Below are 22,527 nucleotides of genomic sequence, written 5' to 3'. Positions count from 1 at the left end.
AACACCCAAGCAATTTGCGAACCCGGAAGGGGCCAGATTGCGGTGTGTGGAGACGACAGAACCGAAAGTTCGCCAAACGCACAAAGCTGTCACATACCCATTCGTCGGCACGGGCCCCAGGGCGCGGACCGGCACACAGAATTTCTTGACGACCATAGAGCGTTGGAACCACCTGATCCCATCCCGAACTCAGAAGTGAAACGATGCATCGCCGATGGTAGTGTGGGGTTTCCCCATGTGAGAGTAGGTCATCGTCAAGATTAAATTCCGGAACCCCAACTGCGAAAGCGGTTGGGGTTTTGTTTTGCCCGCAGGAAAGTTCCTGAGCGCATCCAGCCGTCGTGCTGGCACCACCGTTGAAGGAATTCCTTCTGAAGTGACCCGACAGTTTTTGGTATGGTGCAGCTCGTTTTTTAACGGACTGATGTCACGCCCACGGATCGGCGCTCATTTTGTCAAAGAGTGGCTGCAGAAATGCCCGAACCCATCCCGATCAAGGATCACGAGAAAGAGACGCGTCTGGTCAACAAACGGCTGATCGCCTGCGCACTGTTTGTTTTCGCGATCAGTTGTGCACTGGTGGTGCGCCTGTACATCCTGCAAGTGGTGGAATTCGACTACCACTCCACCATCTCCGAAAACAACCGCGTGCACGTCCTGCCGATCCCGCCCACCCGCGGCCTGATCTATGACCGCAACGGCGTACTGCTCGCCGACAACCGCCCCAGCTACAACCTGACCATCACCCGCGAACGCGCCACCAACGTCAGCCAGGAACTGGATGAGGTCATCGACCTTCTGCACCTCCCCGCCGAAGACCGCACGGTGTTCGACAAGGCCATGAAGCAGTCGCGCCATCCGTTCACTCCGGTGACGCTGTTCTACGAGCTCACAGAGGAACAGATCGCCGTACTGGCGGTGAACGAGTTCCGCTTGCCGGGCCTGGACGTTGAGCCTCAGTTCGTCCGTCACTACCCGCTTGGCGCACATTTCGCCCACTCCATCGGCTACGTCGGGCGAATCAACGAAAAAGAATCCAAGACCCTCGATTCCGTCGAGTACCGCGGCACCCAGTCCATCGGCAAGACCGGCATCGAGCGCTTCTACGAGGCGCAGCTGCATGGTCACGTCGGGTATGAGGAAGTTGAGACCAACGCCCAGGGCCGTGTCCTGCGTGTGCTCAAACACACCGATCCGGTGCCGGGCAAGAACATCGTCCTGAGTCTGGACGTCAAGCTCCAGGAAGCGGCCGAAGCGGCCCTGGGGGATCGTCGCGGCTCGGTGGTGGCGCTGGATCCGGCCACCGGTGAAGTGCTGGCCATGGTCAGCAACCCGAGCTTCGACCCGAACCTGTTCGTGACGGGCATCAGCTCCAAGGAGTATTCGGCGCTGCGTGACTCCATCGACCGGCCACTGTTCAACCGTGTGCTGCGGGGCCTCTATGCGCCGGGCTCGACCATCAAGCCGGAAGTGGCCATCGCCGGGCTCGATGCCGGCATCGTGACGCCGCAGACCCGAGTCTTCGACCCCGGTTACTACCAACTGCCGGACTACGACCACAAGTACCGCAACTGGAACCACAGCGGCGACGGCTGGGTGGACATGGACGCGGCGATCATGCGCTCCAACGACACCTACTTCTACGACCTGGCGCACAAGCTCGGCATCGACCGCCTGCACGATTACATGGCGATGTTCGGCCTTGGCGAAAAGGTCTCGCTGGACATGTTCGAAGAGTCCCCCGGCCTGATGCCTTCACAGGCCTGGAAGCGCGCCACCCGCCGTCAGGCCTGGTTCCCGGGTGAGACGGTGATCCTCGGCATCGGCCAGGGCTACATGCAGGTCACACCGTTGCAGCTGGCTCAGGCCACGGCGCTGATCGCCAACAAAGGCGTGTGGAACCGTCCGCACCTGGCCAAGACGGTCGACGGGGTCGCGCCGGTGGATGAGCACCCGATGCCGAACATCCTGCTCAAGGATCCGCGCGACTGGGAGCAGGTCAACCACGGCATGCAGATGGTGATGCACGATGCCCGCGGCATCGCCCGCGCGGCGGCGGCTGGCGCGCAGTACCGCATCGCCGGCAAGAGCGGCACGGCGCAGGTGGTGGCGATCAAGCAGGGCGAGCGCTACAACCGCGAGAAAACCCTGGAACGTCACCGCGACAACGCGTTGTTCGTCGGCTTCGCCCCGGCGGAGCATCCGCAGATCGTGATTTCGGTGATGATCGAGAACGGCGAGGCGGGCGGCCGGGTCGCAGGTCCCGTCGTGCGGCAGATCATGGATGCCTGGCTGCTCGATCAGGACGGCCACCTCAAGCCGCAGTATGCCGCGCCGACCAAGCCCCAGGGCGACCCTCACGTTTGATCCGACGCAGCTTACAGCACAGGCTCACGCAGGCTGAGCATGTGCTGGAAGCTGTCGAGGAACACGGTCTCGGCCTGGGTCATCTTCTGTTTGCGGTTCCACAGCAGCTGGATATCGAAATCCACCACCCCGTCTTCCGGCGGCAAACGCCAGAGCAAACCTTGCTCGACATCCCGCCGCACCAAGTGCACCGGCAGGCAGCCGATGCCGAACCCTGCGCAGATCAGGCGGTAAATCTCTTCGAAACTGGTGGATGAGGCGACGATCTTGCCGGTGAAACCCTGCTGATCACGGAACAGTGTCAGCGGTGAAAGGTTGCCGCCGAGCTGGTCGCTGGTGAAGCTGACGAAGTTTTCCGCCGCAAGCTGCTCAAGGGTCAGATTCTCCTGTCCGAACAGTCGATGCCGCTGTCCGCAAAAGTACGCGTAACGCTCGCGGAACAGCACCCGCTGCTCAAGCCGTGGCTGCGGCAAACGACACAGGCCGACGCCCACTGTGGCGGTTTTCTGCAGCAGGGAACTGATGATGTCCGAGCTGCCCATCACTTCGACTTCCAGCTCGATTTTCGGGTGGGTTTCATGGAAGTCAGCGAGGAACTCGTCGTAATGCCGCGCCTGCACACCGCTGACGGTGAGGATGCGGATCTTGCCGACCACGTCGTCGTGGCGGTTCTCCACCACCGTCCCCAACCGTGAAATGTCGCCGTAGATGTCGGCGGCGATGCGCAGGACTTCTTCCCCGGTCTCCGTCAGGTCGAACCGCCGCCCGCTGCGGGCGATCAGCACGCAATCCAGTTGTTCTTCGAGCCGTTTTAGCGCCTGGCTGACCGCCGACTGGGTGATGTGCAGCCGGGCGGCGGCGCGGCTCATGCTGCCTTCCTGGCCGATCACCAGGTAGGTGCGCAGCAGGTTCCAGTCGAGACGGTCGTTGAGAAAGCGGCGGCCCGCCCAAGGGGGGGAAGTCGAGGTCATGCACGCTCCATGTAGTAGCAGGGCTAATAGTAAGGATAAGTTTTTGAAAATTGACTAATCCTTTCACGGAAGCGATAAAGCCCACAAGCGCCACAGAGCGCCACCGTCAGCCGCTTCGACACCTGCCCAAAACTATAAATACACAGGGTTCTTGCATGCACACCACCGCTCAGCCGCGCCGTGCCGCCGCCGCTGCCTTCATCGGCACGACCATCGAGTTCTACGATTTCTACATCTACGCCACGGCCGCCGCCCTGGTGCTCGGACAGGTGTTTTTCCCCAGCGGCGATCCGGTGACCAGCACCCTTGCCGCGTTCGGCAGCTTTGCCGTCGGTTTCATCGCCCGCCCCATGGCCGGCATGGTGTTCGGCCATCTGGGCGACCGCCTCGGGCGCAAGAAAATGCTGCTGGTGACCATGGCCCTGATGGGGTTGGCCACCACCGGCATCGGCCTGCTGCCCAGCTATGCCAGCGTCGGCATCTGGGCGCCCGTGGGCCTGATCGTGCTTCGCCTCATCCAAGGCATTTCCGTGGGCGGCGAATGGGGCGGGGCGGTGCTGATGGCCAGTGAGCACGCCCCGGCCAAGCGCAAGACGTTCTATGCGTCGTTCGCCCAACTGGGCAGTCCCGCCGGGTTGCTGCTGGCGTTGATCGCATTCCGCCTGGTGACGTCGCTGGAGCCGGAAGACTTTCTGGCCTGGGGTTGGCGCCTGCCGTTCCTGGCCAGCGGCGTGTTGATGACGGTCGGGCTGATGATCCGCTCCGGCGTGCACGAGTCGCCGGAGTTCGCCAAGGCCAAAGCCAGCAACCAGACAGCCCGGCAACCGGTGAAGGATGTGATCCGTCAGTGCTGGCGGCAGATCCTGTTCGCGGCCGCCGCCGTCACCATCGGCTCGGCCGGGTTCTTCTTCACCAACACCTTCATGATCACTTACGTCACCCAGTACCAGGGCATTCCGAGGGCGACGATTCTCGATTGCCTGTTTCTGGTGACGGTCATTCAGTTGCTGTCGCAGCCGTTGTCGGCGTTGCTGGCCGAGCGCATCGGCGAGGGCCGGTTCCTGACGCTGGTCGCGTTGCTGTGCATGGTCACGCCGTACCCGATGTTCTTGCTGGTCGGCACGCAGAACATCGTGCTGATGACCCTAGGCATCGCCGTGGCGGTGGTGATCCTGTCGGCGCTGTACGCGGTGATCGCCGGTTACATGACCCAGGCGTTCCCGGTGCATCTGCGCTATTCGGGGATTTCCATCGCCTATCAGCTGAGCTGCGCCGTCGCCGGCGGCACCACGCCGCTGATCGGTACGCTGCTGGCCAACAGGTTTTCCGGGCAGTGGCTGCCGCTGGCGGTGTTTTTCACGCTGCTGTCGGCCCTGTCTCTGATCGGTGTCTGCGGCCTCGCCCGGCTGCGCGCCAATCCCGCCGTCCTTCATTCCAACAAAGAGGTGTATTCGTGAGTGCTTTTATGAGTAGAACGGCCCAAACCGATCCGGTCGAATGGCAGGCGCGCTGCGAGCTGGCCGCGCTGTATCGCCTGATCGCGCACTTTCGCATGACCGACCTGATCGACACGCACATCACCCTGCGCATTCCGGGGCCGGAGCATCATTTCCTGATCAACCGCTACGGGGTGATTTTCGACCGCATGCGCGCCTCCGACCTGGTGCGGATCGATCAGGACGGCCGCATCGTCGATCCCGCCTACGCCGGGCACCGGGTCAACGCCGCCGGTTTCGTCATTCATTCGGCGATCCACATGGCGCGCCCGGACCTGAACTGCGTGATCCACACCCACACCGCCGCCGGCATGGCGGTGGCGGCGCAGAAGCACGGGTTGCTGCCGATCAGCCAGCATGCGCTGAAGTTCTACGGAAAACTGGCTTACCACACCTACGAAGGCATCGCGCTGTCGCTGGACGAGCGCGAGCGCCTGATCGCCGATCTCGGCCCGCACCGGGCGATGATCCTGCGCAACCACGGGTTGCTGGTGGGCGGTTCCGGCGTGGCCCAGGCGTTTCAGGAAATCCACTTCCTGGAGCGCGCCTGCCAGGCCCAGGTGCAGGCGCTGGCCGGCGGTTCGGAGCTGCACTTCCCGTCGCCGGAGGTCTGTGCCCACACCGCCGAGCAGTTCGACCGCGACGAGCAGGACAACATCATCGACCTGGCCTGGGAGGCCGCATTGACCCTGATCGAATCCCAGCGCGAGTCCTACACATCTTGAGCGCCGACATGAACACGGTGGCGCTGCTGTCCCGCGACACGCTGCTGCTCGCGCAATTGCAGGACGCTTTCGCCCGTCGTGCGCCGCACTTGTCGGCAGTGTTGGCCGAAGATCCGCAGGCGATCCGGGCGCAGGTGGCGGCGTGCTGGTTTCCGTTGCCGGGCAGCCTCGCCGCGTTGCCGAACCTGCAGGTGATCCACTCGGTCGCCGCCGGCATCGATCACCTGGCGCACGACCCGTCGTGTCCGGACTTGCCGGTGTGCCGGGTGGTCGATCCCGGCCACCGCCAAGGCATGACCGAATACGTGCGCTGGGCGGTGATCCACTATCACCGGGGGTTCGACCGCGTGCTCGGCCATCAGGCGGACCGACATTGGGAGCGGCCGCCGCAACGTCCGGCGAGCCGCTTCAGGGTCGGGGTGATGGGGCTCGGCTCGCTCGGCAGCGCGATTGCGCAGGATCTGGCCGGCGCCGGTTACGACGTGCGCGGCTGGGCCCGCAGCGCCAAGGCGTTGCCCGGCGTGCAGACGTTCGCCGGCGCCGGGGCCTTCGACCCGTTCCTGGACGGGGTGGAACTGCTGGTCAACCTGCTGCCGCTGACGGCCGAGACCCGTGGCATCCTCAACCGCCGCACGTTCGAACGCTTGGCCGACGGCGCCGCGCTGGTCAACGTCGGGCGCGGCGCGCACCTGAACGCCGATGACCTGCAACAGGCGTTGGCCGACGGAAAACTGCGCGGTGCGCTGCTCGATGTGTTCGAACGGGAACCGCTGCCCGCCGACCATCCGCTGTGGACGACCCCCGGCGTCACGGTCACGCCGCACATGGCGTCGGCGGCGTCCCATGATTGCATCGCCGAGCAGATCGCCGAGAACGTCCGGCGCCTGAACGCCGGCGAGCCGCTGCTGAACAGCGCGGATCGCCTGCTCGGCTACTGATCCGCCAGGCACGCCTGCAAGCGTTCGATGAACAGCGTTTCGGCGCGGCTCATGCGTTGCTCGCGGTTCCACAGCATGTGGATGTCGACATCGGCGATTCCCTCGTGGGGCGGCAGGCGCCAGAGCAATCCGGCCTCGACGTCCGCCGCCACCACGTGCTCGGGCAGGCAGCCGATGCCGAACCCGGCGATCACCAGTCGCCGGACTTCCTCCAGGCTCGGCGAGGAGGCGACGATGCGCCCGCTGAAGCCCTGCTGATCGCGGAAAATGGTCAGCGGCGAGAGCATCCCGCCGATCTGGTCGCTGGTGAAACTGACGAAATTCTCGCGCTGCAGATCGCTTTGGCTGACGTCTTGCCGCCGGAACAGCGGGTGGTGCTTGCCGCAGAAGAACGCATAGCGCTGGCGCAGGAATAGGCGCTGTTCCAGGCGCGGCTGCGCGCGGCGGTTGAGGCTCAGGCCCAGGGTCGCTGTCTTCTCTTGCAGGGCGCTGACGATGTCCGAGCTGCGCATCACCTCCACCTCCAGATCCACCCGGGGGAATTGGCGGTGAAAGTCGGCGAGGAAATCGTCGAAACGCTCGGAAAAGATCCGGCTGATGATCAACAGCCGCACCTTGCCGATCACTTCGTCCGCCGGCTCGCCCAGCAGGCTGCTGACCTGGGACACCTGGCCGTAGATTTCGCCGGCCAGCGCCAACAGCTGTTCGCCGACCTCGGTGAGGGCGAAGCGCGGGCCGCGCCGGGCGATCAGTTGGCGGCCCAGCTGTTCTTCCAGGCGCTTGAGGGCCTGGCTCACCGCCGGTTGGGTCAGGTGCAGGCGCGCGGCGGCGCGGCTGATGCTCAGTTCCTGGCCGATCACGCGGAAGGTGCGCAGCAGGTTCCAGTCGAGGCGGTCGTTGAGCAGGCGTTGCAGGTCGCGTTCGGCCATGGCGGCCCTCGATTATAAGGTGGCGTAATAATCGGAATAATAAATAGAAAATTGACTGATCATAGCCCCGGGACGATAAATCACTCCACGCCAGGCGCCAGCAGAGCGCCCCGATTTGCCGTTCAACTCCTGCCAGAAAAATAACCAAAGGAGCCCGACCCCATGAAGCCCCACGCTTCGAACCAGCCGCGCCGTGCGGCGGCCGCCGCCTTCATCGGCACGATGATCGAGTGGTACGACTTTTACATCTACGCCACGGCCGCCGCGCTGGTGTTCGGCGCCTTGTTCTTCCCCTCCGGCGATCCGCTGTTCAGCACCATGGCCGCCTTCGGCACGTTCGCGGTGGGCTTCTTCGCCCGGCCGCTGGGCGGGATCGTGTTCGGCCACATCGGCGACCGCATCGGGCGCAAGAAATCGCTGGTCATCACGCTGCTGATGATGGGCGTGGTCACCGTATGCATCGGCCTGCTGCCGACCTACGGGCAGATCGGCGCGACCGCGCCGGTGCTGTTGATTTTGCTGCGCGTCGTCCAGGGCATCGCCGTCGGCGGCGAGTGGGGCGGGGCGGTGCTGATGGCCGGCGAGCATGCGCCGAAAGGCCGGCGCAATTTCTTCGCGTCGTTTGCGCAGTTGGGCAGTCCTGCAGGTTTGATTCTGTCGCTGTTGGCGTTCAGCGCCGTGACCCGCCTGCCGGAGGAGGACCTGATGAGCTGGGGCTGGCGGGTGCCGTTCCTGGCCAGCGCGTTGTTGCTGGTGGTCGGTTTGGCCATTCGTCTGGGGGTGAACGAATCGCCGGAGTTCCTCGCCGGCCGCGAGCAGGCCCGGCAACAGGCCCGCAAGGAGCAGGCGCCGGTGATGGAAGTGCTGCGCACCGCGTGGCGGCCGCTGCTGCTGTGCATCGGCGCCAACACCCTGGGCATCGCCGGGGTGTATTTCACCAACACCTTCATGATCGCCTACACCACCCAGCAACTGGCGTTGCCGCGCTCGCTGATCCTGGAGTGCCTGTTCTTCGTCGCGATCATCCAGTTCTGCATCCAGCCGCTGGCGGCGTGGATGGCCGAGAAAATCGGCGCGACGCGGTTCCTGTGCCTGGTGTCGCTGCTGGCGATGGCGTCGCCGTACCCGATGTTCGTGCTGGTCAGTTCGGCCCAGGCGCCTTTGATCATCCTCGGCATCGCCCTGGCCGTGGTGTGCATGGCCTCGTTCTATGCGGTGATCGCCGGTTACGTCAGCGGCATGTTCGAGACCCGCGTGCGCTACACCGCGATTTCGCTGGCCTATCAGGTCTGCGGCGCGCTGGCCGGCGGCCTGACGCCGCTGATCGGCACGATGCTGGCGCACCGGTTCACCGGCCAGTGGTGGCCGATGGCGGTGTTCTACAGCCTGATCGCCGCCGTTTCGCTGGTCTGCGTGCTGTCGCTGGCGTGCCGTCACGCCCATGCCCACCGCGCGGAAACGGTCCGCGCCTGATGACTGTTCTGGAGAGTTTCATGCTGAAGATCAACGGTGAACGCCTGTGGGCGAGCCTGATGGCCATGGCCGAAATCGGTGCGACGGCCCGGGGCGGCAGTTGCCGGCTGGCGCTGAGCGACGAAGACAAGGCCGGTCGCGAACTGTTCGCCCATTGGTGCCGCGAGGCGGGCATGACCGTGAGCGTCGATGCCATCGGCAACCTGTTTGCCCGCCGCCCCGGCACCGACCCGGACGCCGCGCCTGTGATGATGGGCAGCCACCTCGACACCCAGCCCGAGGGCGGACGCTTCGACGGCGTCTATGGGGTGCTCGCCGGGCTGGAAGTGGTGCGTCGCCTCAATGACCTGAACATCAAGACCCGCAAACCCCTGGAGGTGGCGGTGTGGACCAACGAGGAGGGCGCCCGGTTCACCCCGGCGATGTTCGGCTCGGCGGTGTTCACCGGTCTCATGGAACTGGACGCCGCGCTGGCGGTGCGCGACGCCGACGGCATCAGCGTTGCCCAGGCCCTGCAGGGCACCGGTTACGCCGGGAGTCGTCCGTTGGGCGGCAAGGTCGATGCCTATTTCGAGGCGCACATCGAGCAGGGGCCGATCCTTGAGGACAACGCCAAGAGCATCGGCGTGGTGACGGGCGGCCAGGCGATCCGTTGGCTCGACGTGCGGGTGGAAGGCATGGCCGCCCATGCCGGCACCACGCCGATGGCGCTGCGCAAGGACGCCTTGTACGGGGTGGCGCGGATGATCCAGGCCATCGAAGGGCTGGCGGCGGATTTCGCGCCAGAGGGCCTGACCACCGTGGGCGAGCTGTCCATCAGCAAGTCGTCGCGCAACACCATTCCGGGCCTTGTGAACTTCACCGTCGATTTGCGCCATCACCGTGACGATGCCATCGCGGCGATGGAAGCGCAGGTGCGCGCACGCTTGCAGGCCATCGCCGACGGGCGGGGCCTGACCCTCACCGTCACGCCGCATTGGATCAGCCCGGCCACACCGTTCGACGCCGGGTGCGTGGCGGCGGTGCAGGAGGCCGTCGATGCGCTGGGCTACGCTCAGCAATCGATCGTCAGCGGCGCCGGCCATGACGCGATCCACCTGGCCCGGCATTGCCCGACGGCGATGGTGTTCATCCCGTGCGTCGGCGGCCTGAGCCACAACGAGGCCGAAGACGTGCTGCCCGATGACGTTCGCCAGGGCACCGACGTGTTGCTCAACGCCGTGCTGGCCCGTGCCGGACGGGCGGAATAAATAGCGTCCCGACCGACGCCTTCGCGGGCAAGCCCGCTCCCACAGGAACCGCGTACGCCAAACGGGACGGTGTCGCAAACAAAACTGTGGGAGCCAGCCAGCTGGCGATAGGGCCCGATCAGCAACCCCTCATTTTGATGACACACCGCTATCGCCAGCAGGCTGGCTCCCACAAGGGATTGCAGCCGACCTCATGCCTCACGCGGACAGACAGGAATTTCGCCCCATGCGCAGTTTTTTCCACCCCGAACAATTGCTTCACCATCCTCGCAGCTACTACTCCCGCGGGCAGATGCGCACGCCCCAGGAAGTCCCCGAGCGCGCGCAGCGGCTGGTCCAGGCCGCCCACGGTCTGGGCTTTGCCGTCGAGCCACCAGCCGATGCCGGCCTCGCGCCGTTGCTGGCGGTGCACGGCGCGCCCTATCTGGCCTTCTTGCAGGAGGCCCATGCGCGCTGGAAAGAGATCCCCGAAGACTGGGGCGACGAGGTGATGTCGAACATCTTCGTGCGTGAGCCCAACGCTTTGCGCGGCGTGCTCGCCCAGGCTGCGCGTTACCTGGCCGACGGCAGTTGCCCGGTCGGCGAACAGACCTGGCGCTCGGCCTACTGGTCGGCGCAATGCGCGGTGGCCGGGGCGCAGGCGCTGATCGACGGCGAACCGGCGGCCTATGCCCTGTGCCGCCCGCCGGGGCATCACGCCCGCGCCGAAGCGGCGGGGGGCTTCTGCTACGTGAACAACGCGGCGGTGGCGGCGCAGGTGCTGCGCGGCGCCTTCGGCAAGGTCGCGGTGCTCGACACCGACATGCACCACGGCCAGGGCATCCAGGAAATCTTCTACGACCGCGACGACGTGCTCTACGTCTCGGTGCACGGCGACCCGACCAACTTCTATCCGGGCGTGGCCGGGTTCGCCGACGAGCGCGGCGTCGGCGCGGGGGAGGGCTTCAACCTCAACCTGCCGATGGCCCATGGGGCGAGCGAGGCGGATTTCCTTGCTCAACTGGATGTGGCGCTGGCGGCGGTGCGCGGGTTCGGGGCGCAGGTGCTGGTGCTGTCGCTGGGGTTCGACATCTATGAACTCGATCCCCAGAGCAAGGTGGCGGTGACCCGTGAAGGGTTCGCCGCGCTGGGCGAGCGCATCCGCAGCCTGGGGCTGCCGTGCCTGATCGTGCAGGAGGGCGGGTATCACCTGGAGAGCCTGGAAGACAATGCGCGGGCGTTCTTTGTGAATGCCCAGGTGTGGCAGCTTTGAGTCTTTCGTTGCCTCAACGACGTCATCGCCAGCAGGCTGGCTCCCACAGTTTTTGTGTGTTGCACATCACGTGTGGGAGCCAGCCTGCTGGCGATGGCGTCAGTGAGGACGCCACAGGACAAGCCACCTGCTCTCACAGCGGACTTGGATGAAACCGGGAATGTTCATTCAATGCCGCAACCCAGGCGCCATAAGGCTATTGCCATTGCCCTGACGTTAACGTAAACATTGGCGTCAGGGCGCTTGAGAAAGCGCAAAGCGGACCGCTCCGGAGCGCTTGATGACTCTAATAAAAAACACCGAACCCAAGCCCCACCACGAAGCCCGGCTGGCCCGGGAGCGCCTGCACCTGGATGGGCAAGTCCCCGACGGCGTGCTGCGTGCCGAGATCGACGCCTCGTGGCGGCGCAGCCTGAGCCACGGCGTGCATTTCAACGCCAAGCATGAACTGGCGCTGGAGTCCGGCGCGAGCCTGGAGGTGCTGCTGGCGAACAATCGCTTGCTGATCGACGCGGCGATACCGGCCATCGATTACCTGGCCGGGCGCCAGGGCAAGGAAGGCCTGATCATCCTGGCCAACGCCGACGCCACCATCCTGGCGGTCGAGGGCCGGGCCGACCGGCTCAAGGGCAGCGGCCTGCAGGACATCACCCTCGGCGCCTGCTGGAGCGAGGCGGCGCGCGGCACCAATGCCCTGGGCACGGCGCTGGTCGAAGCCCGGCCGACCCTGATCGACTGCGGCGAGCATTACCTGGACCGCCTCACCGATTTCTCCTGCACCTCGGTGCCGATCCATTGCCCTCAAGGCGACATCCTCGGCGTCCTCGACCTGACCCGCGAAGGCCCGCTCGGCCGCGTGCACGACAGCACCGCGCTGCTGGCCATGGCGGTCAGCCAGATCGAGAGCCGGGTGTTTTGCAACAGCTTTCCCGATCAGATCGTGCTGGCGTTCCACAGCCGCCGGCAGTACCTCGAATCGCCTTGGCAAGGGCTGTTGGCGGTCAGTCTCGGCGGGCAGGTGCTGGCGGTCAGCGCCCAGGGCTGCCAGTTGCTGGGGGCCGAACGTTCGGCCTTGGTCGGGCGGCGCTGCGAAGAGTTTCTCGGCGTCGATGGCGTGCAACTGCTGACCCGACTGCAACAGGGCGGGGTCGGCAGCGTGCAGACCGCCAAGGGCGAATTCTTCTACAGGACCCTGCGCGCCCCGGCCCGCTCGGTCAACCTCGGCGGCCCGCCGCGCAGCGTGGCGAAGGCTGTCAAACCGCAACCGGACCTGGACGCCCTGGCCGGCGGCAACGCCCGTTATGCCCGCGCCTTGCGCATGGCCCGCCAAGGCTTGGCCAATGAACTGCCGGTGCTGTTGCTGGGTGAAACCGGCACCGGCAAGGAAGTGATCGCCCGGGCCCTGCACATGGCCGGCAGCCGTTGCGACAAGCCGTTCGTCGCGGTCAATTGCGCGGCCATTCCCGAAGGGCTGATCGAATCGGAACTGTTCGGCTACCGCGAAGGCGCGTTCACCGGTTCGCGCCGGGGCGGCATGGTCGGGCGCCTGCAGCAGGCCCACGGCGGCACGCTGTTCCTCGACGAGATCGGCGACATGCCGCTGGCGTTGCAGGCACGGCTGCTGAGGGTGCTGCAGGACCGCAAGGTGGCGCCGCTGGGCGCCGGCGAAGAGCAAGACATCGACGTGGCGCTGATCTGCGCCACCCACCGCGACCTCAAGCGCCAGGTCGAGGACAAGCAGTTTCGCGAAGACCTGTTCTACCGGGTCAACGGCATCAGTGTGAAGCTGCCGGCCCTGCGCGAGCGCGAAGACTTCAGCGCACTGGTCGCCCGCCTGCTGGGCAAGCTCGATGCGCCGCACGCGGTGCTGCACGATGAGCTGGCCCGGCTGCTTGCCGCCTATCACTGGCCGGGCAACATCCGCCAACTGGAAATGGTGCTGCGCACCGCGCTGGCCATGCGCGAACCGGGCGAGACCGTGCTGACCCTCGATCACCTGCCCGACAGCCTGCTGGACGAACTGACCGACACCGACAAGCCCCAGGCCGGCAGCCTGCGCGAGAACGAGCTGGACCTGATCCGCCAGTCCCTCGACACCCACCAGGGCAACGTTTCCGCGGCGGCCGACGCCTTGGGCATCAGCCGCGCGACCCTGTACCGCAAACTCAAACAGTTGCGCCCGTGATGCAGCGCCTGATCGTGCGGCTGATCGACAGCCAGAACCCTGCCGCACTGCACGCGGCGCTGCGCTGGCTGTACGGTTTCGTGCGGCCGCAGCGCTGGGCGATTGCCGGCCTGCTGGGGCTTTCGGTGTGCGCGTCGCTGCTGGTGCTGGTGCAGCCGTGGCTGGTCAAGCTGCTGATCGACGACGGCCTGCTGGCGCGCAACTTCCCGGTGCTGGTGCTGATCGCGGTATTGATGATCGTCGCCGGGCTGCTCGGCACGGCGCTGTCGGGAATCAACCGCTACCTGCACACGCGGCTGTCCGGGCGGATCCTGTTCGCCCTGCGCGACGACCTCTACCGGCATTTGCAGACCCTGTCGCCGGGCTTCTACGGCCAGCGGCGGATCGGCGACCTGATGTCGCGCCTGGACGGCGACGTGGCGGAGATCCAGCGCTTTGCCGTGGACTCGCTGTTCTCGGCGGTGTCGAGCGTGATCGGGCTGGTGGCGGCCATCGCCATGCTGCTGACGCTGTCGTGGAAACTCTCGCTGCTGGCGCTGGTGCTGATTCCGCTCGACGTCGTGTGGCTGCGCTGGATGCGGCGCAAGGTCGAGCGCGATGTGCGGCGCTTGCGCGAGCGTTCGGCGGACATGTCGTCGTTCATGGTCGAGACCTTGCCGGTGATGAAGTTCATCCAGTCCGCCGGTCAGCAGCAACGCGAGGCGCGGCGCCTGGAAACCCTCGGGCAGGGCTACATGAACCAGTTGCTGCGCCTGCAGGTCACGGAGTTCTTCACCCAGGCGGTGCCGGGGACATTGACCTCGCTGTCCCGGGCCTGCGCGTTCCTGATCGGCGGCTATTGGGTGGTGCAGGGCACCTGGCAACTGGGCGCGCTGATCGCGTTTTCCACTTATCTGGGCATGGCCGTCGGACCGGTGCAGAGCCTGCTCGGGCTGTACGTGGCGATCCAGCGCATGACCGTCAGCCTCGGCCGGGTCATGGAGCTGCGCGGCGAAGCGCCGACCGTGCGTACGCCGGACGCGCCTCAGCCGCTGCCGACCAGCGCCGAACTGCGTTTCGAGCAGGTGCACTTCAGCCATCCGGGGCGGGCCGGCACCTTGCGCGGGATCGAGGCGACGATTCCTGCCGGGGTGAAGGTGGCCTTGAGCGGCGCGTCCGGTGTCGGCAAGTCCACGCTGATCGATCTGCTGCAGCGCCACCACGATCCGCAGTCCGGCCGGGTGCTGCTCGGCGGGGTGGATCTGCGCGAGCTGGACCTGTTCGCGTTGCGTCGGCGCATCGCCGTGGTCAGCCAGGACATCGTGCTGTTTCGCGGCAGCCTCGCGGACAACCTGGCCTACGCGGTGCCGGACGCCGGCCGCGAGGCGGTGGCCGAGGTGGCGCGGCTGGCGCAGCTCGACAGCCTGGTCGCCTCGCTGCCCGAAGGCCTCGACAGCCCGCTGGGCGAGCGCGGCCAGCAATTGTCCGGCGGTCAGAAACAACGGATCGCCATCGCCCGGGCGTTGCTGCAGGATCCGCAGATCCTGGTGCTCGACGAGGCCACCTCGGCGGTGGACGAAGCCACCGAACGCGAAGTGATCGAGGCCATCGACCGCCTGTTTGCCGGACGCACGCGGATCCTGATCAGCCATCGGCCCTCGACCCTGGCCGATGCCGACCTGCGCTTCGAGTTGGTCGACGGTGTGCTGGTGTCCGGAGCCCGCTGCGAAAACGGTGCGGCATGAAACCTGAACTGCGGATCGGCGTGGTGGACAGCGGGCATTCGGCGCCGCAGCGGGATCGGGTGCTGGTCGGGCAGCGCTTCATGCTGGCGGACGAGGGGCTGGCGCAGTCGGATCCGGCGGACGATCCCCTCGGCCACGGCACCGCCGTGTTCGACGCCATCAGCCGCCGCGCTCCGGATGCGCGGATGTGCGTGGCGCAGGTGTTCGACCGGCGCGGCGTCACCAGCGCCTGGCAGATCGCCGCCGCCATCGATTGGCTGGTCGCGCAGGACGTGCGCCTGATCAACCTGAGCCTCGGCCTGCGCCAGGACCGCAGCCTGCTGCGTGAGGCCTGCGCGGCGGCGGTGGCCCGCGGGGTGCTGGTGTGCGCGTCGAGCCCGGCCCAGGGCGCGGCGGTGTTCCCGGCGAGCTATCCGCAGGTGCTGCGGGTGACCGGCGACGCCCGCTGCACCGACGGGCAATGGTCGTGGCTCGACAGCGCACAGGCGGATTTCGCCGCGTGTGTGCACGGCACGTATCCGGGGCAGTCGGGCGCCAGCCTGGGGTGCGCGGCGTTGAGCGGGCACATCGGTGGGTTCCTGTCGGCGAACCCGGAGGCGAGCAACGCCCAGATCCTGGAATGGCTGCGTGCGAATGCCCGTTATCGCGGCCCTGAACGGCGGCTCGGCCCATGACCGCACGGATCCTGATCCTCGGGGCGGGGCCTGCCGGTGCGGCGGTGGCGCTGGGGCTGCGGCGCCTGGGCCACGCGGTGACGCTGGTCAGCGAATGGCGGCGTTTCGCGGCGCTGGAAGGGGTCTCGCAGCGGGTGCTGGAGGCCTTGCGCGGCGCAGGCTTGGAGCGGGCGCTGGGGGAGGCGACGTTGCCGTCTCAAAGGCACGTGATCTGGAACGGCCAGCGGCACGCGCAGAACATCGAATTTTTGCTGGATCGCCCGGCCTTCGACCGGGGGTTGCGCGAAGACCTGCGCCTGGCCGGTGTCGAGGTGATCGAAGGACGGGTGCTGAACGTGCAGTCTTCGGCGGAGAGCCATCGGGTCGAACTGGACGGCGGCCAGGCACTGGCGGCGGACTTTCTGGTGGAGGCCCGCGGACGTCAGGCGCCGGCGTCCGGCAAGGGCGTGCGCGGGCCCGAGACGGTCAGCCTGCTCAATCGCTGGCAAGGGGCGCCGGGCGAGACGGCCAGCGCCGTGGAAAGCCTGGCGGACGGCTGGGCCTGGATGGCGCGTCGGGCCGACGGCCAGTGTTACTGGCAATGGACGGTGGACGTGGCCAGCGCGCAGTTGCCGGGCAAGGCGCAATTGCTTGATTACTGCCGGGAGCGGCGGAGGGCATCGCCGCTGGCGCGGACATTCTTCGGCGATGAAGCCGTGACCGACCTGCAGCTGCATGCCCGCAGCAGCACGGCGATCCTGGCGCCGCAGGTCTGCGGCGAGCGTTGGATCCGCGTCGGCGATGCGGCGATGGCGGTGGATCCGTTGTCCGGCAACGGGATCTTCCAGTCGCTGTCCTCGGCGTTGCAGGCGCCGGCGGTGATCAACACGCTGCTGCGCAAGCCGGAACGGGCGGCGCTGGCGCAGCGCTTTCACCGGCAGCGGGTGGAGCAGCTGTTCCTGCGCTTCGCGCGCATCGGCCGGGATTTCTATGCCGACGAGCGGCGCTGGCCGGACCGGCCGTTCTGGCAAGCGCGACGGCAGTGGCCGGATGCCGAGGAGGCTCACCTGACGGCGGACTTCACTGCGCTGCGGATCGAGCGGATGCCGGTGCTGCACGACGGGTTTGTCGATGAGGCCGAAGTGGTGGTGACGCCGGATCAGCCGTTGGGGATCTGGCATGTGCACGGGGTGGAGGTGGCGGCACTGGTGCGGCGGTTGCGCACCGAGCCGGCTCAGCGGGTGCTGGCCGGCTTGACGGCGGAGCAGGGGCGGGCGGTGCGCGGGTGGCTGCTGGCCCAAGGGTTCAAGCCTTGAGCCCTGTGTCGGCAGGCCGGGCCTCTTCGCGGGTTTCTGCTGTGAACTCGGATCCTTCATTCACCTGAGATCCCTGTGGGAGCCAGCCTGCTGGCGATAGCGTCAGTCCAGACTCCGCAGGGCAAGGCAGTAGCGCCCTGAGTGTGCGGTCACTGCAAAGCGATGCGGTACTGCCCCGGCCACGCGGCGCCTTCACTGACGCCATCGCCAGCAGGCTGGTTCCCACAGGGTTGTTACAGCTTGATCAGCACCGACTTCAGCTCGGTGTAATGCTCGATCGCCGCATGGCCCATCTCCCGCCCGACCCCGGACATCTTGTAGCCGCCGAACGGCAGCGCCGGATCCAGCGCGCTGTGGCAGTTGACCCACACTGAACCTGACTTGATCCGCGGAATCATCCGGTGCACCGCCGCCAGGTCGTTCGACCAGATGCTGGCGCCCAGGCCGTAAGGGCTGTCGTTGGCCATGCGCAGCGCGTCGGCTTCGTCATCGAACGGAATCGCCACCAGCACCGGGCCGAAGATTTCCTCCTGCACCAGCGGGTGCTTCTGATCGACATCGACGATCACCGTCGGCTTGACGAAGAACCCCGGCCCGAACTGTTCGCCGCCGCAGGCGATGGTCGCGCCGCTGTCCCGGCCCGTTTCGATGTAGCGGTAGACCCGCTCCTGCTGGCGCGCGGAAATCAGCGGGCCCATCTCCACGCTCGGGTCGAGGCCGTTGCCCAGTTTCATGGCGTTGGCGATGCCGCTGATGTCGGCCACCACATTGTCGAAATGCTTGCGCTGCACATACAGCCGCGAACCTGCGCAGCAGACCTGGCCCTGATTGAAGAAGATCGCGCTGGCCGCGCCGGCGGCCGCGGTCTTGAGGTCCGCGTCGGCCATGACGAGGGTCGGCGACTTGCCGCCCAGCTCCAGGGTGACGCGGGTCATCGAGTCCATGGCGATCTTGCCGATCTGTTTGCCCACGGCAGTGGAGCCGGTGAAGGTCAGTTTGTCGACCAGCGGGTTGTGGGTCAGGGCGGAGCCAGCGGTGATGCCGGTGCCGGTGACCACGTTGAACACGCCTTCCGGGTATCCGGCCTCCAGCACCAGCTCCGCCAGTTTCAGGGCGGTCAGCGGGGTTTCGTCGGCGGGCTTGAGCACCACGGTGCAGCCGGTGGCCAGGGCCGGGCCGAGTTTCCAGCAGGCCAGCAGCAGCGGGAAGTTCCAGGCGACGATGGCGCCGACCACGCCCACCGCTTCGCGGCGGATGAAACTGTGGAACTGGTCGCCGGGCATCAACGGCAGCGACACGTCGACGCTGGTGCCTTCGATCTTGGTCGCCCAACCCGCCATGTAGCGCAGGAAATCGATGGAAAGCTGCACGTCCATCACCTGCGCCACCGCCGCGCTCTTGCCGTTGTTCAGGCATTCCAGCTGGGCCAGCAGTTCGGCGTCGCGCTGGATCAGGTCGGCGAGTTTCCACAAGAGGTTCTGGCGTTCCCGCGGGCGGGTGCGGCTCCAGGCCGAATCGTCGAACGCCTGCCGGGCGGCCAGCACGGCGCGGTCGACGTCCTCCGGCGTGGCCCGGGGCACCACGCACAGCACTTCGCCGGTGGCCGGGGTTGTGCAGGGGCATGGTCTGGCCGTCGGCGGCCTCGGTCCAGTCGCCGCCGATCAGCATGCGCGGCGGACGCTGGATGAAGGCCGAGGTGGCGGGAAGCAGATACGGCAGGGGCATGGCGAGAACCTCTTGTTGTTCGATGGGATCAGGAGGGGGCTTTCGCAATGGCAGTCGCAATGGCCGTGCCAAGGGCTGAAAGCGGGCGTGGCTGTGCACTGGCGCGGAGCAGGACGGGCGAGGAGGAGGGGATTTGTCGCAAAAAGCGACAGTCGGTGAGATGGCGGATACGGGCTCGACGCCGCTCAGGCAGGGCCGGAACCCGATGGGCGTGTTCGGTCGAGGGCGCGATTGTGTGTCCGGGTGTTGAATCCGGCTGGTGGATTCATGGGGCCGACGCTACCTTTCGTCTCCATGAACGTACTGCAAGCGACAAGGGGTGGATTCCCGATTGCCGTCATGCGGTGAACCCTGCCACGGAGTTGGCGGGAGAATGTCTGGCAAGGATGTCGATGAACAACAAAACCATTCGATGGATGACCAACCTGCTGTTGTGCATCGGTACGGGATTCATGGTGACGGGGGCCGCGGCTTTGTTGATCGGCGACGTGGTCGAGGCTGAGGAAGTCCGTACGGGAGCCTCGATGGCTGTCGTCAGCTTCTTTGTGATCGTTGCGTCCTATGTGGTCGCTGTGCTTGAGGAGGATTTATGACGGTTCTGATCTTGTCCTTGTGGTCGCTGGGCATCCTTTTGCTGATCGCCTTTGCGGTCTACAGGGATCTGCGTATGTCCCCATCGGCCAACCGGAGGCGGTGCGAAAAAGACAGGCTACAGGCAAGCGGGGCGGGCCCGGCAGAGCAAGAGCTCGCCTGTCGCGAGCCGGGCGCACGGTACGAGGTGCATCCGGACAAGCCTGTTCGCTAGCGCCGGGCAAGGATCGAACGCGCCCGGAACGGGAGAAGGCCGATTCCGGGCAGGCACAACGAAGGACAATCAGGTGCCAGAGAATTCTTGGCGGAATATTCAGCAGGCGACCCGGCGGGAGATCTCCTGATAGGTGTCGCTGTCGGCGGCGATCAGCAGCCGGCGCCGGTCCTTGAGGGTCGCCAGGAACGTCACTTCGGTCTCGTGGCCGGCGAGCATGAACCCGGCGATGGCGCCAATGGGCCCCAGCAGCATCGCCCCGGCCACGCCGTAGCCGATGGCGTCCTTGATGTTGCTGATCGACTCCTCGTTGGCGACTTCGAGGGTCTTGATCGATGAGAGCGGGAGGGTGAGGCCCGGCCATGGGTGCAGCGTCGTCCTGAGCGTAAGGCTTCCGTCCCTGTACACGCCGTCACCTTGCAGAAAGTCCCCCGCCAGGACCGTGATGTTTGCCATGACGCATCTCCCTGTCAGCACTCGGTGAACCCCCATTTCGCGCCGGGAAGGGGGGCACGTCAATCGCCGGGCGATGAAGTGCCCTGTGACCGATTGCCACTGATCGGGGGCCGGAGCGGGCGGCGAGACCGCCGCCCGCTCCGGCCCGTACCCGTCAAGGTTCGCGCCGGGTGAACACGTTGTGTCCGCCTTTCCAGGTTTCCCTCACTTTGATGCCGCGGATATCGCTGGCCGGGACTTTCTCGTCGAGCGGATCCTGGTCCAGGATCACGAAGTCGGCGAAGTGACCGTCCTTCAACGAGCCGGCCCATTGGTCGGCATGGCACTGCCAGGCCGCATCGTAGGTGATGGCTTTCAATGCCTGCTGCCGGGTCAGGCACTGGCCTTCGTTGAGCACGGGCTGGCGGGCGGCATCCGTGATGAACGTGCCGTTCTCACGCTTGCCTTCCATTTTGCGGGTGACGGCCTGCTCCATGGAGCGCAGCGGGCCCAGCGGCGTGACGGTGCAGTCGCTGTGCAGCGAGATGCGCAGGCCCCGGTCCAGCGCGTCCTGGCACAGGTCGAGCATGCGCGTGGCCTTGTCTTCGAAAATGGCTTTCTCGAACGCGTAGCCCCAGTAGCCGACGTGGCCGATCAGGAAGCTTGGGGAAATGCCCACGCTCTGCAACTGATCCAGGGTGCGCGGGGTGAGCAGTGAGCAGTGTTCGATGCGGTGACGTTTTTCCAGGCCGCTCTTGCCTTTCAGCGCGGTCTTGTAGGCCTGCAGCGTGAACTCGATGGCCCGGTCGCCGTTGGCGTGGATCATCAGCGGCCAGCCGGTGGCCACGGCGCTGTTCAGGGTGGTCTGGTAGGCGTCGGGGAGGGTGTCCGGGGTCGTGTTGTCCGGGCCCGGGTCGCAGAAGTTGAAGTTGCCCACCGGCCGGTCGGTTTTGCAGCAGTACGGCGTGGCCTGGTAGCCGGTCAGCCCCTGGTTGGAGCCATCCGACACCAGTTTCACCGAGCCCTGGTAGAAGTGCCGGGCGGCTTCCTTGGTCACCGGTTTGTAAGGCGGGATGTGGCTGAAGTCCACGCCGTTGCAGGAGGCCGCATAGCCGATGCGCAGGTTGCGCGGGTGGGTCAGGCCGTAGGCTTCCAGGATCAGTTTGGAGGTCGGATCCACCATCGCGTCATACAGCAGCGTGATGCCGCGGCTGGACGCCGTTTGGAAGTAGTCCTTCATGTACTTGAAGATGTTCACCACGTCCAGCGCCTGAACCAGCGGGATCGACAGCAGGGCGGGCGTGATGCCGGCCTCTTCCTGCAGGTTGCCCTTGGTCACCGACAGGAAGTTTTCATAAGTCTTGTAGGTGTCGCGCAACGCCTGGCTGGCCTTGTTCTGATGGTGATACACGACGTCGCAGGCGGCGGTGTTCAGGTAGACGGTGTGCATGGAGGCGCTGATCATCAGCATCGGCCGGTCGGGCACGATGCTGTCCAGGTTGCCGGTGGTGTCGGCGTTCTTGGCGAAATCGGCCTTGCAGTAGAACGCGGTGAGCGTGTTCAGCACGCCGGGCTGCCCGGATTCGGTGAACGGCATCAGCGCCGGATCGACCATGCGTCCCAGGAACCAGCGCGATTGATCGGCGTATTCCTTATCCTTGAGCCTCGTTTGGATACGCTCCTTGAGCCAGGCCCAGTCATAGGGATCTTTGAGCTTCTGGGTTGTCTCGTCGATCGGCCCCAGATCCTCCCAGCCCTCCATGACGCAGGACTGCACGATGTGCGCGTGCGGTTCGATGAGGCCCGGCAGCAGGGTTTTGCCGTCCAGCGGGCGGATCTTGCAGTGGATGCCCTTGGCTTTCATGCGCGCCTGAACCTCGGCCAGGCTGCCCGAGGCGACCACGTCGCCGCCGTGGATGCCCAACGCTTCGACCCGTTGGGTCATGTTGCCGTCAATCAGGGGGTAGATGGTGCCGCCGGTGAAGATCAGCGATTCGCCGCCGGGCTCCGGCAGCAGCCCGGCGGCCTTGCCCGCGAAGGCTTTAAGGTCGACGGTGTGCTTGAGTGCGTTCCATACCGGGTTTTCGCAGCCGCAATGGGTGCAGCCGTGACCCTTTCCATGTGATCCCATGATCCATTCCTCAGGTTGTCGGTGGTGTGAGGCGTGACGCACTGGCTGTGCGAACAGCAAGCGTAGCAGGCACTTTGATATCGGCGTGTCAGTCGTCGGCGCTGCCGCCGGCGCAGGTGCCGTTGTGCTTGTCTCACACTGCAACAACTGTC

Annotated in this window: 16 protein-coding genes, 1 rRNA gene and 1 pseudogene; 13 read left to right on the top strand and 5 right to left on the bottom strand. The window is 66.0% G+C overall.

The features are described 5' to 3' along the window. The first annotated feature begins 144 nt into the window (after window positions 1-144). Window positions 145-260: ribosomal RNA gene (gene rrf, locus ACIP0B_RS16510) — 5S ribosomal RNA — on the top strand. Window positions 261-474: 214 nt separating this feature from the next. Next, window positions 475-2,367: a penicillin-binding protein 2 gene (mrdA, locus tag ACIP0B_RS16505; protein WP_400833734.1), complete on the top strand. Its 1,893-nt coding sequence runs from the start codon at window positions 475-477 to the stop codon at window positions 2,365-2,367. An 11-nt stretch (window positions 2,368-2,378) separates the two neighbouring features. On the opposite strand, the gene ACIP0B_RS16500 is transcribed toward mrdA, so the two are convergent. After that, the gene (locus tag ACIP0B_RS16500) at window positions 2,379-3,338 is read right to left on the bottom strand and encodes a LysR family transcriptional regulator (RefSeq protein WP_400833732.1); all 960 of its coding nucleotides are present in this window, start codon (window positions 3,336-3,338) and stop codon (window positions 2,379-2,381) included. Between the two features lie 155 nt (window positions 3,339-3,493). Here ACIP0B_RS16500 and ACIP0B_RS16495 point away from each other — a divergent pair, with 155 nt between their 5' ends. From ACIP0B_RS16495 to ACIP0B_RS16485, 3 genes are read left to right on the top strand one after another with little or no spacing between them, the layout of a single operon-like run. Beyond that, on the top strand, window positions 3,494-4,795 hold the full coding sequence (locus ACIP0B_RS16495; RefSeq protein ID WP_400833730.1) for an MFS transporter: 1,302 nt from the start codon (window positions 3,494-3,496) through the stop codon (window positions 4,793-4,795). Window positions 4,796-4,803: 8 nt separating this feature from the next. Further along, window positions 4,804-5,559, top strand: coding sequence for a class II aldolase/adducin family protein (locus tag ACIP0B_RS16490; RefSeq protein WP_400833727.1), 756 nt, complete (start codon window positions 4,804-4,806; stop codon window positions 5,557-5,559). 8 nt (window positions 5,560-5,567) lie between these two features. Next, window positions 5,568-6,497 (top strand): 2-hydroxyacid dehydrogenase, encoded by a 930-nt coding sequence (locus tag ACIP0B_RS16485; RefSeq protein ID WP_400833725.1) that lies wholly within the window; start codon window positions 5,568-5,570, stop codon window positions 6,495-6,497. Here the strand turns inward: ACIP0B_RS16485 and ACIP0B_RS16480 are convergent. Beyond that, window positions 6,491-7,426, bottom strand: coding sequence for a LysR family transcriptional regulator (locus ACIP0B_RS16480; RefSeq protein WP_085584622.1), 936 nt, complete (start codon window positions 7,424-7,426; stop codon window positions 6,491-6,493). The genes ACIP0B_RS16485 and ACIP0B_RS16480 overlap by 7 nt on opposite strands. 162 nt (window positions 7,427-7,588) lie before the next feature. Here ACIP0B_RS16480 and ACIP0B_RS16475 point away from each other — a divergent pair, with 162 nt between their 5' ends. The 7 genes from ACIP0B_RS16475 to ACIP0B_RS16445 all read left to right on the top strand — a co-directional run bounded on the left by ACIP0B_RS16475 (window position 7,589) and on the right by ACIP0B_RS16445 (window position 17,279). Further along, window positions 7,589-8,899, top strand: a complete 1,311-nt coding sequence (locus ACIP0B_RS16475) for an MFS transporter (protein WP_400833722.1) — start codon at window positions 7,589-7,591, stop codon at window positions 8,897-8,899. Window positions 8,900-8,919: 20 nt separating this feature from the next. Further along, window positions 8,920-10,149: a Zn-dependent hydrolase gene (locus ACIP0B_RS16470; RefSeq protein ID WP_400833720.1), complete on the top strand. Its 1,230-nt coding sequence runs from the start codon at window positions 8,920-8,922 to the stop codon at window positions 10,147-10,149. Between the two features lie 226 nt (window positions 10,150-10,375). Beyond that, window positions 10,376-11,401 carry a histone deacetylase family protein gene (locus ACIP0B_RS16465; RefSeq protein ID WP_400833717.1) on the top strand — a complete coding sequence of 342 codons (1,026 nt, stop codon included), beginning with the start codon at window positions 10,376-10,378 and terminating at the stop codon, window positions 11,399-11,401. 280 nt (window positions 11,402-11,681) lie between these two features. Beyond that, window positions 11,682-13,586, top strand: coding sequence for a sigma-54-dependent Fis family transcriptional regulator (locus ACIP0B_RS16460; protein ID WP_400833715.1), 1,905 nt, complete (start codon window positions 11,682-11,684; stop codon window positions 13,584-13,586). Next, entirely contained in the window at window positions 13,586-15,310 is a 1,725-nt protein-coding gene (locus ACIP0B_RS16455; protein ID WP_400833712.1) for an ABC transporter ATP-binding protein, read from the top strand. The genes ACIP0B_RS16460 and ACIP0B_RS16455 overlap by 1 nt, the downstream gene beginning before the upstream one ends. Continuing rightward, a complete protein-coding gene (locus tag ACIP0B_RS16450; protein WP_400833710.1) occupies window positions 15,307-15,984 on the top strand; it encodes a S8 family serine peptidase in 678 nt (225 codons plus the stop codon). Before ACIP0B_RS16455 ends, ACIP0B_RS16450 begins: the two co-directional genes overlap by 4 nt. Then, window positions 15,981-17,279 carry an NAD(P)/FAD-dependent oxidoreductase gene (locus ACIP0B_RS16445; RefSeq protein ID WP_400833708.1) on the top strand — a complete coding sequence of 433 codons (1,299 nt, stop codon included), beginning with the start codon at window positions 15,981-15,983 and terminating at the stop codon, window positions 17,277-17,279. Before ACIP0B_RS16450 ends, ACIP0B_RS16445 begins: the two co-directional genes overlap by 4 nt. Before the next feature lie 233 nt (window positions 17,280-17,512). On the opposite strand, the pseudogene ACIP0B_RS16440 reads toward ACIP0B_RS16445, so the two are convergent. After that, window positions 17,513-19,004 (bottom strand): annotated as a pseudogene (locus ACIP0B_RS16440) (aldehyde dehydrogenase family protein). Window positions 19,005-19,396: 392 nt separating this feature from the next. Between ACIP0B_RS16440 and ACIP0B_RS16435 the strand changes: the two are divergent. Further along, window positions 19,397-19,597, top strand: a complete 201-nt coding sequence (locus ACIP0B_RS16435; RefSeq protein ID WP_085584605.1) for a hypothetical protein — start codon at window positions 19,397-19,399, stop codon at window positions 19,595-19,597. Between the two features lie 311 nt (window positions 19,598-19,908). Here ACIP0B_RS16435 and ACIP0B_RS16430 read toward each other — a convergent pair whose 3' ends face one another. Continuing rightward, window positions 19,909-20,265, bottom strand: a complete 357-nt coding sequence (locus ACIP0B_RS16430; RefSeq protein ID WP_217891234.1) for a hypothetical protein — start codon at window positions 20,263-20,265, stop codon at window positions 19,909-19,911. 154 nt (window positions 20,266-20,419) lie between these two features. Continuing rightward, window positions 20,420-22,375, bottom strand: a complete 1,956-nt coding sequence (locus tag ACIP0B_RS16425; protein WP_400833703.1) for an amidohydrolase — start codon at window positions 22,373-22,375, stop codon at window positions 20,420-20,422. Window positions 22,376-22,527 lie beyond the last annotated feature (152 nt).

The sequence above is a fragment of the Pseudomonas sp. NPDC089534 genome, from assembly GCF_044749305.1.
In the GTDB taxonomy this organism is placed as follows: Bacteria; Pseudomonadota; Gammaproteobacteria; order Pseudomonadales; family Pseudomonadaceae; genus Aquipseudomonas; species Aquipseudomonas ekonensis.
Note: the sequence above shows the minus strand (reverse complement) of the source record. Positions and strands in the feature narration are given on the sequence as shown.